Source organism: Rhodobacter sp. JA431 (assembly GCF_900217725.1).
GTDB lineage: Bacteria > Pseudomonadota > Alphaproteobacteria > Rhodobacterales > Rhodobacteraceae > Rhodobacter > Rhodobacter aestuarii.
Window position 1 is genome coordinate 15,349 of record NZ_OBMP01000006.1, and the last position, 12,607, is coordinate 27,955.

General features: G+C 61.0%; 12 protein-coding genes. 9 read left to right on the forward strand and 3 right to left on the reverse strand.

Annotation, left to right across the window (positions count from 1 at the left end):
• Positions 1–5: 5 nt before the first annotated feature.
• Entirely contained in the window at positions 6–644 is a 639-nt protein-coding gene (locus CRO18_RS12675) for a TetR/AcrR family transcriptional regulator (protein ID WP_097082405.1), read from the reverse strand.
• Between the two features lie 111 nt (positions 645–755).
• Here CRO18_RS12675 and CRO18_RS12680 point away from each other — a divergent pair, with 111 nt between their 5' ends.
• Positions 756–2,801, forward strand: coding sequence for an NAD(P)-binding protein (locus CRO18_RS12680; protein WP_097082406.1), 2,046 nt, complete (start codon positions 756–758; stop codon positions 2,799–2,801).
• Positions 2,802–2,836: 35 nt separating this feature from the next.
• On the opposite strand, the gene CRO18_RS12685 is transcribed toward CRO18_RS12680, so the two are convergent.
• On the reverse strand, positions 2,837–3,520 hold the full coding sequence (locus CRO18_RS12685; protein WP_076485489.1) for a GntR family transcriptional regulator: 684 nt from the start codon (positions 3,518–3,520) through the stop codon (positions 2,837–2,839).
• Positions 3,521–3,747: 227 nt separating this feature from the next.
• Between CRO18_RS12685 and CRO18_RS12690 the strand changes: the two genes are divergently transcribed.
• From CRO18_RS12690 to CRO18_RS12710, 5 genes are all read left to right on the forward strand, one after another.
• A complete protein-coding gene (locus CRO18_RS12690) occupies positions 3,748–4,722 on the forward strand; it encodes an ABC transporter ATP-binding protein (protein ID WP_076485488.1) in 975 nt (324 codons plus the stop codon).
• Between the two features lie 33 nt (positions 4,723–4,755).
• A complete protein-coding gene (locus CRO18_RS12695) occupies positions 4,756–6,021 on the forward strand; it encodes a PotD/PotF family extracellular solute-binding protein (RefSeq protein ID WP_076485487.1) in 1,266 nt (421 codons plus the stop codon).
• Positions 6,022–6,126: 105 nt separating this feature from the next.
• Positions 6,127–6,984, forward strand: coding sequence for an ABC transporter permease (locus tag CRO18_RS12700; RefSeq protein ID WP_076485486.1), 858 nt, complete (start codon positions 6,127–6,129; stop codon positions 6,982–6,984).
• A 1-nt stretch (position 6,985) separates the two neighbouring features.
• Positions 6,986–7,822: an ABC transporter permease gene (locus CRO18_RS12705; protein WP_097082407.1), complete on the forward strand. Its 837-nt coding sequence runs from the start codon at positions 6,986–6,988 to the stop codon at positions 7,820–7,822.
• Between the two features lie 6 nt (positions 7,823–7,828).
• Positions 7,829–8,479: an aspartate/glutamate racemase family protein gene (locus tag CRO18_RS12710; RefSeq protein WP_097082408.1), complete on the forward strand. Its 651-nt coding sequence runs from the start codon at positions 7,829–7,831 to the stop codon at positions 8,477–8,479.
• Between the two features lie 83 nt (positions 8,480–8,562).
• Here CRO18_RS12710 and CRO18_RS18990 read toward each other — a convergent pair whose 3' ends face one another.
• Positions 8,563–9,636 (reverse strand): hypothetical protein, encoded by a 1,074-nt coding sequence (locus CRO18_RS18990; RefSeq protein WP_212710124.1) that lies wholly within the window; start codon positions 9,634–9,636, stop codon positions 8,563–8,565.
• Between the two features lie 221 nt (positions 9,637–9,857).
• On the opposite strand from CRO18_RS18990, the gene infC reads away from it, so the two are divergent.
• The 3 genes from infC (at position 9,858) to prfB (ending at position 12,603) form a co-directional block, all read left to right on the forward strand.
• Complete coding sequence (gene infC / locus CRO18_RS12725; RefSeq protein ID WP_097082554.1) at positions 9,858–10,397, forward strand: translation initiation factor IF-3; 540 nt, start codon at positions 9,858–9,860, stop codon at positions 10,395–10,397.
• Positions 10,398–10,561: 164 nt separating this feature from the next.
• Positions 10,562–11,149: a L,D-transpeptidase gene (locus tag CRO18_RS12730; protein ID WP_076485482.1), complete on the forward strand. Its 588-nt coding sequence runs from the start codon at positions 10,562–10,564 to the stop codon at positions 11,147–11,149.
• Between the two features lie 326 nt (positions 11,150–11,475).
• Positions 11,476–12,603 (forward strand): peptide chain release factor 2, encoded by a 1,128-nt coding sequence (gene prfB, locus CRO18_RS12735; protein ID WP_097082409.1) that lies wholly within the window; start codon positions 11,476–11,478, stop codon positions 12,601–12,603.
• Positions 12,604–12,607: the final 4 nt, after the last annotated feature.

Genomic DNA, 12,607 nt, shown 5'->3' on the forward strand with positions numbered 1-12,607 from the left:
CCCCTTTAGCGCGGCGTAGCTTGGGGCCGATGCGCGGCCTCAAACCTTGCTATTTCGCGCGCGTTTGGCGCGGCTCCGGTGTAAATTTTCACGTAATCGGGTATCCTTGCGAGCCGTTCTTCAAAGCTTTCGCGCATCTGCATCGAGATATAACCGATCTGCACAAGATAGGCGTTGCGCGCGCGCACATCGGCCTCGTGCGCAGGCACGCCAAAGCGCGTGAAGAGCGCGGTAATAGCGGCGAGCCGCGCGGCATCCGCCGCCTGCACCCGCGTGGCCACCGCCGCATCGCCATGCGCCCAACCGCGCACGGCCCGCTCAAACCCCGGGGAAAAGGCACCATCTTCCAAGAATACGCCGATTAAGTTCAGCGCCGCTTCCTGCAGCGTTTCGGCATAGGCCGTGCTGGCGCCCAAAATCGCGCCGGTGTTGGTTTCCTCCCAATCAGAAAGCAACGCCTGCAGCAGCGCCTCGCGGTTTTCAAAAAACCAATAAAACGAGGTCCGAGAAAGCCCGAGCCGCTGCGCCAAAGGTTGGATTTTTACCGCCTCAAAGCCTGTCTCGATAAAGACCTCCCGCGCGGCGGCAAGCCATCCTTCGCGCGAACCGCGCCATCCTCCGGGCTGATCTTCTTTTTGTTCCATCCTCTTAGCTTAAATGCTGAGCAGCGCGGGCACAAGAAATATACACCTATGACCGCATACTTGACAGTTATGAACATTTCTTCGCATCCTGCCCCAAACTAGGAGGCCGCGATGTCCAACGATCCGCTTTTGCAACCCTATCAACTCAAGCATCTGACCCTGCGCAACCGGATCATGACGACGAGTCACGAGCCCGCCTATCCCGAGGATGGCATGCCGAAAGAGCGCTACATCGCCTATCACGCCGAACGGGCGAAGGCGGGGGTGGCGCTGGCGATGACGGCGGGCTCGGCAGCGGTTTCGCGCGACAGCCCGCCGGTGTTCAACAATGTGCTGGCCTATCGCGACGAGGTGGTGCCCTGGGTGCGCCGTCTCACCGATGCGTTGCACGAACATGGCTGCGCGGCGATGATCCAGCTCACCCACCTTGGCCGTCGCACCACCTGGTCGAAGGGCGACTGGCTGCCTTCGGTCTCGTCCTCGCGCCACCGCGAGCCCTCGCACAAGGTCTTCCCCAAGCTTGCCGAGGATTGGGATATTGCCCGCATCATCAACGACTTCGCCGATGCCGCCGAGCGGATGCAGGCGGGCGGCATGGACGGGGTCGAGCTCGAGGTTTACGGCCATCTGCTCGATCAGTTCTGGTCGCCGCTGACCAATGACCTCGAGGGGCGCTATGGTGGCCAGAGCCTCGAGACCCGGATGCAGATGCTGACAGATGTGCTGGGCGCGATCCGGGCGCGGGTGGGCGAGGCGTTCATCGTCGGCATCCGCTACACGGCGGACGAGGCGCAGGCGGGCGGTATCGACGCCGCCGAGGGGATCGAGATTTCCAGACGCCTTGCCGCCGCGGGGCAGGTCGATTTTCTCAATGTGGTGCGGGGGCGCATCCATTCCGACCCGGCGCTGACCGACATGATCCCGGTGCAGGGCATGCGCGCCGCGCCGCACCTTGATTTTGCGGGCAAGGTGCGGGCGGCGACCGGCCTGCCCACCTTCCACGCAGCCCGCATCCCCGATGTGGCGACGGCGCGGCATGCGGTGGCCTCGGGGCTTCTGGACATGGTGGGGATGACGCGGGCGCATATGGCCGACCCGCATATCGTGCAAAAGATCCTTGCCGGGCGCGAGGACGAGATTCGCCCCTGCGTTGGCGCCACCTATTGCCTTGACCGGATCTATGCCGGGGGTCCGGCGCTCTGCATCCATAATGCAGCGACCGGGCGCGAACTCAGCCTGCCGCATGTGATCGCCCCTGCCGAGACACGCAAACGGGTGGTGGTGGTGGGCGCCGGGCCGGGGGGGCTTGAGGCCGCGCGGGTGGCGGCCGAGCGCGGCCATGCGGTGACGGTGTTCGAGGCGCAGCCCGACCCCGGCGGTCAGGTCCGGCTTTGCGCGCAAAACCCGCGTCGGCGCGAGATGCTCTCGATCATCGACTGGCGCATGGCGCAATGCGCCGCGCACGATGTGGCGTTTCGCTTCAACACCTTCGCCGAGGCCGAGGATGTGACCGCGCTTTCCCCCGATGTGGTGGTGATCGCCACCGGCGGCCTGCCGAACCTGACCCTGTTCGAGACGCGCGAGGAGGCGGCGCTCGTCACCTCGACATGGGACATCCTCGCGGGCGATGTGAAGCCGGGGCGCGAGGTGCTGATCTATGATGAAAGCGGCGATCATCCGGGGCTGATGGCGGCGGAAGTGGCGGCGAAGGCGGGGGCTGTGGTCGAGGTGATGACGCCTGATCGGACCTTTGCCCCCGATATCATGGCGATGAACCTTGTGCCCTACATGCGCGAATTGCAGCCGCGCGGGGTGCGCTTCACCGTGGCGCGGCGGCTGTTGGGGGTGAGCCGTGCGGGCAACCAACTCAGCGCGCGGATCGGCTCGGATTACGGCGATTTCACCGAGGAGCGGCTCGTGGATCAGGTGGTGCTGAACTACGGCACCTTGCCGCTTGATGAGCTCTACTTCGCGCTCAAGCCGCTTTCGAGCAACCTTGGCGCGGTCGATTACGACGCGTTGATCGAAGGCCGCGCGCAAGGGCTCGCGCCGAACCCCGAGGGCGCCTTCGCGCTTTACCGCATCGGCGATGCGGTCAGCGCGCGCAACACTCATGCGGCGATCCATGATGCGCTTCGGCTGATGAAGGATATCTGAGGAACAAAACTGCGCAGGCGATGAACCGAGCGAGCTTAGCCGTTCAACGCCTCGCGCAGGCTCGCATAGGCCGTGGCGCGGTGGCGCAAATCGAGCGAACTGAGCAAATCCAGCAGATGGTTTTTCATCAATTCCTCGGCCAAGGCGCCGTCGCGCGCAGCAAAGGCTTTCATCAGCGCGTGATGGGCATGGCTTTCGCACAGCGCGCCGCGGCGCTGCCAGTAAAGCGCGATGATCAAGGACGAGCGCGCGATCAATTGGTCCGTGAATTCCGCGATGGTTTCTTGATCGGCGATCCGGGCGATCTCGCGATGAAAGAGCCCAGAAAGATGCAAGGCGCGCCCCGCCTCCCCCGCCGCAATCGCGGCATGTTCATCGTCGATATGATGCTGTAGCGCGGCCAGATCTGCCTCGGTGATCCGCTCTGCCGCCGAACGCGCGGTGCGTGGTTCCAAAAGCGCGCGCGCCTCAAACACTTCGCGCGCCTCGCGCACCGTGGGCTGGGCGATAAAAGCCCCCCGGTTGCGGCGCAACTCCACCAAGCGATCATGGGCGAGCCGTTGCAAAGCGGCGCGAATGATCGTGCGCGACACGCCATAAATCTCGCCCAATTCTTCTTCCGAGAGCTTCGTGCCGGGCGCAAGACGATGCTCGTGAATCGCCAACGCCAAATCGGCGGCGATGGTCTCGGGAATCGGGTGGGGCTGCGGCGCACTCATATCAGAATCCTTTTGACTTCAACTTGCGGGCACGCGGTCAAGAGAGGCAAGCCGCAGCGCTCGTATCGACGATTGTATACAATTATGTTTCACGTTTTGCGCACAACCTGTCCAACAATGGTGAATTTTTTGGCACTGTCTGTTTCGCATTCCACCAAAGACAAAAAACTGTCGCCCGCAGCGCAAAGCCAAGCAAAGGATGAACCAACCCACAGGACACGGATGCGATGCGAACAGCACACGATCTCGAATTGGCTAATCTGACAAAGCGTTATGGCGACACCATCGCCGTGAATGCGATCAACCATGTCTTTGCGCCGGGCAGCTATGTCTGTTTGCTTGGCCCCTCGGGCTGCGGCAAAAGCTCGACACTGCGGATGATCGCCGGGCATGAAAGCGTCAGCGAAGGCGCGATTTTGCTGAGCGGGCGCGATATTTCGGCCCTGCCCCCCGCCCGGCGCGGCACCGCGATGATGTTTCAAAACTATGCGCTCTTTCCGCATCTGTCGGTCAAGGACAATGTCGCTTTTTCGCTGCGGATGAAGGGCGTCGACAAACCGACCCGCCACGCCAAAGCGATGGAGCTTTTGGAGCTTGTCGATATGGCCCCGCTGGCCGAACGGCTGCCCGCGCAGCTTTCGGGCGGGCAGCAACAGCGCGTCGCGCTGGCCCGGGCACTGGTCACCGAACCCGAAGTGCTACTGCTTGACGAGCCGCTTTCCGCGCTTGACCCGTTCTTGCGCATCCGGATGCGGGCCGAATTGAAACGGCTGCAACGTGAACTGGGTATCACCTTCTTGCACGTCACCCACGGCCAGGATGAAGCGCTCGCGCTCGCCGATGAGGTTGTGGTGATGAACAACTCCGTCATCGAACAGGCTGGCCCCGCGCGGGAGGTGTTCAACACCCCGCGCACCGAATTTGTGGCGCGCTTCATGGGCGGGCACAATGTCGTCACGCTCGATGGGCAACGCCATGCTGTGCGCTCGGATGCGGTGCGTCTGGCAAGCGACGGCCTGCCCGCGACGGTCAGCGCGATTGAATATCAAGGCGACCGCGTGGCGGTGACCGCGCAGGCCGAAGGGCAAGAACCGATTATCGCGCTTATGAGTGACGAGGCGTTTTATTCCAATGACATAACGCCGGGCCAACCGGTTCACCTTGCCTGGGACGCAGGGCGGCTCCACCGCCTTCAGGCATAATCTACGACAGTTCAACGAGAGGAACTCCCCAACATGGCAAAGACCGGTTTCACCCGCCGTTCGCTTTTGAAGACTGGCGCTGCGGCGGCGGTGGCCTCGGCGCTTCCCGCGCCGATGATCTGGGCGCAAGAGATCAAAAACATCACCCTGCGCCAGTTCGGCACCGGTGTGTCCAACCTCAACGATGTGGCCACCCGCGTGAAAGAAGACCTTGGCTTCACGCTGGAAATGACCGCGCTTGACAGCGATGCGGTGACCCAACGCGCCGCCACCCAACCCGACAGCTTCGACATTGCCGATATCGAATACTGGATCTGCAAAAAGGTCTGGCCGACCGGCAACCTGCAAGCGATGGATACGTCGAAAATTGCCAATTACGACAAGATCGTGGGCATCTTCCGCAGCGGCAAACTGACCCCGGAAAGCACCATCGCTCAAGGCACCGCGCCCCATAGCGTGGGCTTTGTCGAAGGCCCCGGCGGCACCAGCTTCGCGAAAGAAGAAACCGGCTGGATGACGCTGATCCCGACGATCTACAACGCCGATACGCTGGGCATCCGCCCCGACCTGATCGGCCGTCCGATCAGCAGCTGGACCGAGCTTCTGAACCCCGAGTTCAAAGGCAAAGCCTCGATCCTCGACATCTCCTCGATCGGCATCATGGATATGGCCATGGTCTGCGAAGCGATGGGTGAAATCACCTATGGCGACAAGGGCAACATGACCCGCGAAGAGATCGACAAAACGATGGCGATCTTCACCGAAGCGAAGAAAAACGGCCAGTTCCGCGCGTTCTGGAAAACCTTCGACGAGTCGGTCAACCTGATGGCCTCGGGCGAGGTGGTGATCCAATCCATGTGGTCGCCCGCGATCACCGCAGTGAAATCGCGCGGCATTCCGTGCGTCTATCAACCGCTCAAAGAAGGCTATCGCAGCTGGGGCGGCGGGCTTGGCCTGTCGAAATCGCTCACCGGCATGGAGCTCGATGCGGCCTATGAATACATCAACTGGTATCTCTCGGGCTGGGTCGGCGGCTATCTGATGCGCCAAGGCTACTATTCGGCGGTGCCGGAAACCTCGAAAAACTTCATGTCGGAAAACGAATGGGGCTACTGGTTCGAGGGCAAAGCCGCGACCGATGTCATCACCTCGCCCACCGGCGACGTGCTCGCCCAAGCTGGCGAAACGCGCGATGGCGGCTCGTTCTACGACCGCATGGGCGCCGTCGCCTGCTGGAACGCGGTGATGGACGAAAACCAATACATGGTCCGCAAATGGAACGAGTTCATCGCTTCCTAAGCACTGCCTTGTGAGGGGGCGTAAGCCCCCGCCCGAACCGGCGCGCCCCCGCGCCGGTTCCCTCTATGACCTCCTGTTTTGATCAGATCGAAGGGACGCCGCGCGATGAAACATGCACGCGAGACGGTGATCGGATGGCTCCAAGCCGCGCCGCTAACGCTGGTGCTGCTGGGCTTCCTTGTGGCGCCGATCGTCACCATTTTTATCGTCAGCTTCTGGCAGGCGACGGAATTTTCGATCATTCCGGCTTTCAGCTTTGAAAACTACGAATTCCTGTTTGGCTCGCCGGTCACCTATAAAGTGTTCATGGCGACCTTCCGCTATGCCTTTTTGACATGGGCCTTCACGCTCGCGATTGGCTTTACGGTCGCCTATTACCTCGCCTTTCATATCCGCTCCCAAACGATGCAGATCGCGCTATTCCTGCTGTGCACGATCCCGTTTTGGACCTCGAACATCATCCGCATGATTTCGTGGATCCCCTTCCTTGGCCGTAACGGGATTGCCAACCAGACGCTGATGTCATGGGGGGTGATCGACCAGCCGCTGGAATGGCTGCTTTATTCCGATTTCTCGGTGATCTTGGCCTTTGTCCACCTCTACACGCTGTTCATGGTGGTGCCGATCTTCAACACGATGATGCGGATTGACCGCAACCTTCTGGAGGCCGCGCGCGACAATGGTGCCTCGGGGTTTCAAACGCTGATCCATGTGATCGTGCCCCTGACCAAGCCCGGGATCATGATCGGCACAATCTTCGTGCTGACGTTGGTGATGGGCGATTTCATCACCGTGCGCTTCATGTCCGGCTCGCAACGCGCCAATGTCGGTCGCCTGATCTCGAACGATATCAGCCTGTTGCAATACCCCTCCGCCGCCGCCACTGCCGTGGTTTTGCTGTGCACCGTGCTGATCGTGATCGGTATCCTGCTGCGCTTCGTCAACATTCGGAAGGAGCTTTAAAATGGAAAAGCGTCCGCGCTCCTTTTACGTGCTCAGCCTCTTCTTCGCGCTCTTTGTGCTATTCCTTTACGGCCCCACGCTCACCATCGGCATCTTAAGCTTTCAAGGCCCCGAAGGTGGGCTGACCTTCCCGATGCGGGGCGTCTCGCTCAATTGGTTCCACGAGCTTTTCCAACAGCAAGCCGTTGGCAACATTTGGGGCGCCTTCCGCCGCTCTTTCGCGCTGGGGCTGATGGTGATGGTGACCACGGTCGTGGTTTCGGTGATGGCGGGGCTTGCGTTTCGCAAGAAATTCCCCGGGTCCGGCCTGCTTTTCTATCTGACAATTGCGTCGCTGGTGATCCCCTCGATCCTGATCTCGCTTGGCGTTGGGCTGATCTTCAACCAACTCGGGCTGAAGGTGCATTGGGCCACCTCTGGCTTTGGTAGCCAGCTCACTTGGACCCTGCCCTTTGGCCTGTTGATCATGTTCGCCGTCTTCAACCGCTTTGACAAAAGCTATGAAGAAGCCGCGCGCGACCAAGGCGCAACTGCTTGGCAAACGATCCGCTATGTGGTGCTGCCGATCATTGCGCCCTCGCTGATTGGCGTCGCGCTTTTTGGCTTCACGCTGAGCTATGACGAATTCGCCCGCACGCTCTTGACCGCTGGCAGCTACAACACGCTTCCGCTTGAGATTTACGGGATCACCACCAATGTCACCACGCCGGTGATCTATGCGCTTGGCACCCTGACCACCGCCTTTTCCCTACTGATCATCGGGGCGTTCCTGCTTACGGCTTGGGTGATGGCGCGCCGCCGCGCGCGGCATGGCTCGGATGCGGGCAAGGGTGTGTAAGCGAAAATGCGGCTTTTATACATCAACCCCAATTCCACCGCCTCCATGACCGAGCAGGTCGTGGGCGTGGCCCGCGACGCTCTGCCAGAGACCGAGGTCATGGGCTGGACGAATGACAATGGCCCGCCCGCCATTCAAGGCGCAGCAGATGGCGCCGCCGCCCTGCCGGGGTTGCGCGCCCTTCTGCCCAAGGCGAAGGACGCGGGCGTGGATGTGATCGTCATCGCCTGTTTTGACGACACCGGGCTCGAGGAATTGCGCGCAGCCGCGCATTGCCCGGTAATTGGCATCGGACAATCCGCCTATACGCTTGGCGCGCTGGCCTTTGGTGCCTTTTCGGTGGTGACCACCCTGCCCGTCTCTGTGCCCGTGCTGGAAGAAAATATCACCCGGCTTGGACTTGAGGGCCGTTGCTGCTCGGTCCGGGCGAGTGGGCTTGGCGTTTTGGAGGTGGAAGACGGCTCCGAACCCGTGCGTGCGCGCTTGGCCGCAGAAATAGAGGCCGCCGTGGCCGATGGGGCAAAAGCGGTGGCGCTTGGCTGCGCGGGCATGGCGCATCTGCGCGCCGATCTTGCCACGCGCACATCGGCTGCGCTGATTGATGGGGTCGTCGCCTCGGCCCATTTGGCGCGCGCGATCACCGCCAGTTTGGCTTGAGCCCGCGTCTCCCCCCACCGCAACACTCCACAAAAAGAAACGCCGCCCCTAAGGGCGGCGTTTTGTGTTCGCATGAGAGACGCTTATTCGGCAGCGGCAGCAATCGCGGCTTGCGCAGCGGCGAGCGCGGCGGCAGCAGCGGCATTGGCGGTCGCAGCGGCTTCTTGCGCAGCAGCGGCGGCGGCAACGGCTTCAGCAACCGGGTCGACAGCGGCTTCTTCAACCGGAGCAGCTTCTTCAGCGGCCGGCTCTTCAGCAACAGCTTCTTCAACCGGGGCAGCTTCTTCAGCGGCCGGCTCTTCAGCAACGGCTTCTTCAACCGGGGCAGCTTCTTCAGCGGCCGGCTCTTCAGCAACGGCTTCTTCAACCGGGGCAGCTTCTTCAGCGGCCGGCTCTTCAGCAGCAACTTCTTCAACCGGGGCAGCTTCTTCGGCGGCCGGTTCTTCAGCAGCAACTTCTTCGACCGGGGCAGCTTCTTCTGCGGCCGGCTCTTCAGCAACGGCTTCTTCAACCGGGGCAGCTTCTTCGGCGACCGGCTCTTCAGCAGCAACTTCTTCAACCGGGGCAGCTTCTTCAGCGGCCGGTTCTTCAGCAACGGCTTCTTCAACCGGGGCAGCTTCTTCAGCGGCCGGTTCTTCAGCAGCGGCTTCTTCAGCAGCGGCTTCTTCAGCAGCGGCTTCTTCAACCGGGGCAGCTTCTTCAGCGGCCGGTTCTTCGGCAACGGCTTCTTCAACCGGGGCAGCTTCTTCAGCGGCCGGTTCTTCGGCAACGGCTTCTTCAACCGGGGCAGCTTCTTCAGCGGCCGGCTCTTCGGCAACGGCTTCTTCAACCGGGACAGCTTCTTCAGCGGCCGGCTCTTCGGCAACAGCTTCTTCAGCGGCCGGCTCTTCGGCAACAGCTTCTTCAGCGGGGGCAGCTTCTTCGGTCGCGGCTTCTTCAACAACCACGACTTCTTCTTCAACCACAACGACTTCTTCAGCCGGGGCAGCTTCTTCGGCCGGAGCCGCCACAGGGGCCGCCGCTTCCGTCACGTATTTGACTTCATATTTCGGGGCCGAGGCGCCGAGGACCGCCGCGAGGACGATACCACCGCCGAGAACGGTCAGCATCACCTTTTGGTTCTGCGGCAGGTCTTTCCAGCTTTTCTTATCGCTCATCTTTTCCCCCTCTGTTCTGTTGGGAATCTCATGGGAACACGTCAATACTGCTATTAATGGACTCGCAAATTTCGAAAGGAAACGTGTCGCATTGCCGCCTTTCGCCCGTAGGCGGATCGATTCTCATTGATGCGGATGCGATTCGCAACAAAACCGGTTGAAACACTTGGGGGCAGAGCCTATTTTGCCCGCCATTCTTGGACCTCAGAAGGAACACAGTCATAGCTCGCAGACCGCACAATGCCCCGCCGCAACGCGACACCGGCCCCCGGATCAATGATCGTATCCGCGCGCCCGAAATCCGCCTGATTGGGGCGGATGGTGAAAATGTGGGGGTGGTCACCCCGCAGCGCGCGATGATGATGGCGGAAGAGGCTGGCCTCGACCTCGTGGAGATTTCGCCCACCGCAGTGCCGCCGGTGTGCAAGATCATGGACTTCGGCAAGTTCAAATATGAACAGCAAAAGAAAGAAGCCGAAGCCCGCAAGAAGCAAAAGGTCATCGAGATCAAGGAAATCAAGTTCCGCCCCGGCACCGATACGCATGACTACGATGTCAAAATGCGCTCGGTGATGAAATTCTTGGGCGAGGGCGACAAGGTGAAGGTGACCCTGCGGTTCCGTGGCCGCGAGATGGCACACCAACAACTTGGCCTTGAGCTTTTGAACCGCGTGGCCGCTGATGTGGGCGAGGCTGGCAAGATCGAAAGCATGCCCAAACTTGAAGGCCGGCAAATGGTGATGATGATCGCGCCGAGATAAGCCGCGCTTCACCTGCTGACGAACGGGCCCTCTTCGGGGGGCCTTTTTCGTTTGCCTGCTCCGTTTGCCTGCGGGGTGTCACCGGCTCGTGAGGGGGCGTGATTTGCTCGGATCACTGCGCCGTGGCAAAGGTGAATGTCACAAACAACATTCGAGCACATCCGATGACCCTTATGACCCGCCGCACGGCCCTACTGACCGGGGCTGCCAGCTTGTTCGCCCCTGCCCTCGCCCGCGCGGGGACGCAAGATATTCCGATGGCCGAACAGCCCGCGATCATCGCGCCCGCAGAGCGCCACAACATTTCTTCCTTCCGTGAAATCGACTGGCGCGCGCATTTCGACACTCTGGACCGCGTCACGCTGATTGCCGATACCCGCTCGAAGGCGCTGCATTACTGGGCCGCAGGCGGAACTGATTACCGACTTTACCCGACCTCGGTGCCAAAATCGCCGGAACTGACAAAAACCGGCTATACGGAAATTGTGCGCAAGCGCGAAAACCCCAGCTGGACGCCCACCGCCTCGATGATCGAGGCCGATCCAAGCCTGCATCCGATGGAGCCGGGGCCCGACAACCCCTTGGGCACGCGGGCCATGTATCTGAGTTGGCCCGCCTATATCATTCACGGCACCCATGACACGCGCAAGATTGGCCGCAAAAGCTCATCTGGCTGCATCGGACTTTTCAACGCGCAGGTGGAAGAGCTTTATCCGCTTTGCCCGGTCGGCACGCAGGTGTTGATCCTTTGAGTCTTGGCCAAAAATAAAGCGCTGCGGGAGGGAGGCCCGCAGCGCGTTTTTGGAACCCGACGAGGGAGAACGTCTTGGGTTCTGACCACGGGTTTCGCAGGCTTGCGCCATTTCAGGGAGATCTGAAACCCGATGCCCTCTTCTAAAGTTTGGCGCGCCGAACCACTTTGACTTAGGTCAAAATCATGTGACAGCCCCGTGCGACATTTTGGCGAGTGCAAAACAGCCGGTTTTCCCGGTGCCGCGCGCGCTCATCCCCCGCGCCGCCCCCTTGCTCCAACCCGCCGCTAGATGTAGAGAAACGCCAACCCAAGGAAGGAGTTTCCATGCGCGCCGAGATGCTCACGATCGTCGATGCGGTTACCAAAACGCTGAAACTGCTTGGTCAGCGGATGGATATCGAGACGGCGCCGCACCGGCTCGAAGAATTCGATGCGATGATCGAAGATGGCGATCTTTGGTCTGACCCCGCGCGCGCACAAAAGCTGATGCGCGAGCGGCAGATGCTGATCGACAAACTCGCCACCTATCGCAAGATCGACCAGGAACTGACCGACAACGTCGAGTTGATCGAGCTTGGCGAAATGGAAGACGATCCCGAGATCGTCGCGGAAGCCGAAAAAAGCCTGCGCGAATTGAAAGAATTCGCCGCTGCAAAAGAGCTCGAAGCGCTTTTGGATGGCGAAGCCGATGGCAACGACACTTTCTTGGAGATCAACGCAGGCGCAGGCGGCACCGAAAGCTGCGACTGGGCCTCGATCTTGGCGCGGATGTATACCCGTTGGGCCGAGAAAAAGGGCTACACGGTCGAACTGCAATCGGAAACGCCCGGTGAAGAAGCGGGCATCCGCTCCGTCGCCTACAAGATTTCCGGTCCGAACGCTTATGGCTGGCTGAAATCGGAAAGCGGCGTGCACCGTTTGGTGCGCATTTCGCCCTACGACAGCGCCGCGCGGCGGCATACCTCGTTTTCCTCGGTCTGGGTCTATCCGGTCGTCGATGACAACATCGAAATCGACATTCCGGCCTCGGACATCCGGATTGACACCTATCGGTCCTCGGGCGCGGGCGGGCAGCACGTCAACACCACCGACTCGGCGGTGCGGATCACCCACTTGCCCACCAATATCGTGGTGACAAGCTCGATGAAATCGCAGCACCAAAACCGCGAAGCGGCGATGAACGCGCTCAAAGCGCGGCTTTACCAAATGGAGCTTGATCGCCGGAACGCCGCGATCAACGCGCAGCACGAAGCCAAGGGCGATGCCGGTTGGGGCAACCAGATTCGCTCTTATGTGCTGCAGCCCTATCAGATGGTGAAAGACCTGCGCACCGGGCACGAAACATCCGACACGCAAGGCGTGCTTGATGGCGATCTCGATGGCTTCATGGCCGCCACGCTGGCCATGGATGTGGCCGGGAAATCGCGCGCGGACGCCCAAACGGACAATTAATCGG